Source organism: Hymenobacter algoricola (assembly GCF_039539525.1).
GTDB classification, from domain to species: domain Bacteria; phylum Bacteroidota; class Bacteroidia; order Cytophagales; family Hymenobacteraceae; genus Hymenobacter; species Hymenobacter algoricola.
This window is the reverse complement of the sequence record NZ_BAABDH010000067.1, coordinates 1-2,419: the sequence shown is the minus strand read 5'-3', so window position 1 is coordinate 2,419 and position 2,419 is coordinate 1. Positions and strand designations below refer to the sequence as shown.

The following is a 2,419-nucleotide window of genomic DNA, read 5'->3' as shown; positions in this document are numbered from 1 at the left end:
CGGAATTTAAGGGTCGAAATTTTGCTGCACTTATAGTAGCGGTTAGCAGGCTGCATAACAGTAAGTTACGCCCATTCTCTTGACTTCTGCTTCCTAAGCCCCATACCAAATACTAGAAAACCATTTAGCTGTTTCAGACAACGGCAAGAATTCCCTTCAGCTATCTACCAAAGAGTTTAATCGGAGCCAACTTTGAGGAGGTGCGCGAAACTGCGTCCTGCTGGCCACTGTAAGGGGTCGCACTAGACTAGGAACGGAAAACAACGCTAAGGAATCTTGAGCTAGCGGGCTATCTCAGAAAACGTACGTTTAAACGCTACCAAGGCGGTTTTTGAGAAAATCAGGTTCTGGCCCGTCTGGCGTGTAACTTTTGCCTATCTCACGTATCAACGGCTCACATCATCCTGAATGATTGACTTGGTGAGACAAATAAGCTCGTTTTTGATAGTCAAGTGGGCTTAGCGTTGTTTTCCGTTCCTAGTCTAGTGCGACCCCTGTAAGCCAAGTCGATGGCGTTGCCTCCCTTTAGCACGATGGCTTCACTCAGCTTGTCATCGGAAGTGAGGGGCAATAATGGCGAGGTGCTTAAATTTGTTGACGACGTCGATGTCCATACGGTGGGCTTCGGAGCGCGGTAGCTTGACCGCTGCACCAGCAAAATTAGCTGGATTTCCGAAGCCTTATTGACAGTGTTGGTAACACCAGTAACATGGATAATACTAGTAACACTAGTAACATTCAGTTGCGTATGTTTGTGGCATGAGCAAGATTCTGGCGTTTACAAACCAAAAGGGGGGAGTCGGCAAAACCACGTCCACAGCCAACGTTGGAGCGGGCCTCGCTCGGGCCGGCCAGCGGGTATTGCTGGTGGACTTGGACCCCCAAGCTAACCTGACCAAAGGCTTAGGCCTAGTCGATGCTGAGCAGAACGTGTACGGTGCTTTGCTTGGCGAGTACCGCCTAAAAGCATACGCGCTGCACGAGAACCTGGCGCTGGTGGCCGGCTCCCCGGCCCTGTCGGGTTTTGAGAAGGTTAAAGGCGACGAACTGGACCGCGAGTTTCTGCTAAAGGAATTACTCGAACCCGTGCGCGAGCGTTGCGACTACATCTTGCTGGACTGCCCACCGGCCTTGGGCTTGGTCACGCTCAATGCCTACGCCTGCGCGCAAGCCCTCTATATCCCATTGGAGGCGCAGATGTACGCTGCCGACGGATTGGAGAAAGTGTTGGAACTGGTCGGCCGGGTGCGGCGGCGGCTGAACCCGGACCTGTCGGTGGGCGGCATCTTCTTCACTCGCCATGACGGCCGCAAGGTGCTGCGCCGCGAAACGGCTGAGGAACTGCGCACGCTCTATCCGAGGCTGGTGCTGACCAGCTTCATCCGTGAGAGCATTGCCTTGGGCGAAGCGCCGCACCTGGGCCAGGACATTTTCACCTACGCCCCGCAGAGCGCCGGGGCAACCGACTACCAGGCACTGGTGGCGGAAATTCTCACCCGTTAATCCGTTCGCTTTCCATGGCCAAGACCTTTAAAAACCTGCCCCGCCCCGGTGAGCCGACCGCGCCTAAGCCTACGTCCGAACGCGACTTTTTTGACCTCAGTGACGAGCCCACATCCGTAAAAAAGCCGGCTGAAAAGCTGAAATCAGCAGGTAATACCGGTATTACCGGTAATATCGGTAACATGAGTAACACGAGTAACATAAGTAACACTGATAATATCTCCGACGCCATTCCCGCGCCCACGGCGGCTAAGGCAGCACCGGATAGCGTGCGTCAAACCTTCGTGTTGAGCCGGGGCCACCTGGAGCAGCTGCGTGATTTCGTTCATGCCCGCCGCGCTCAGGGTGACTATACCTACTCGCAGAAGCAAGCGCTGCAAGAGGCATTGGATTTACTCTTCGCCGGCGCTGCCCCAGTCCCGGCCCGTCCGGCCCAGGCCCGCGAGCAAGAGCAACAGCGCCGGCATCGTATCCAGCAGGGACGGCAGGCCAGTATCGGTGAGTAGCTTGGTGGGATGGTGGGATGGTGGGATAGGGACGCCTAAACTCCGAATAGCTTGGCGGTGTAAGCACCAACGTTTTCAAGCTCGTGGTTAGCCACTCGCAGCTGAATCTTGTGCAACTGCCGGTTGATGTCGGCCAGCGAATGCAAGGTCAGCACTTTGTGGGCCTGGTCCGAGCGCAACCCGAAGTGGGTCGTAAGCCGACCAAATACGGCCGCGTTTGGGCCCTCGTACGCCACTATCTGCTGCTTGGGGTGGTAGTGACCTGAAATTCGATTTGCGTCACGCTACGGCCCTGTTTAAGGGGTTTAGAGGGTGTTTGGGAATTTAGGCAAGCCGGTTTAGGCATAAGGCCATGTTGGCGAGCAAGAGCCAGGTGACGTGGCTGGCGGGGGTATACTCGTAGTCAATGG

2 protein-coding genes are annotated in these 2,419 nt (G+C 55.4%); both read left to right on the top strand.

Annotated elements, in window-relative coordinates; all coding sequences use genetic code 11:
- The first annotated feature begins 759 nt into the window (after nucleotides 1-759).
- Complete coding sequence (locus tag ABD842_RS13865; protein WP_345114992.1) at nucleotides 760-1,503, top strand: ParA family protein; 744 nt, start codon at nucleotides 760-762, stop codon at nucleotides 1,501-1,503.
- Nucleotides 1,504-1,517: 14 nt separating this feature from the next.
- Nucleotides 1,518-2,009: a hypothetical protein gene (locus ABD842_RS13860; protein WP_345114989.1), complete on the top strand. Its 492-nt coding sequence runs from the start codon at nucleotides 1,518-1,520 to the stop codon at nucleotides 2,007-2,009.
- The last annotated feature ends 410 nt before the right edge of the window (nucleotides 2,010-2,419 follow it).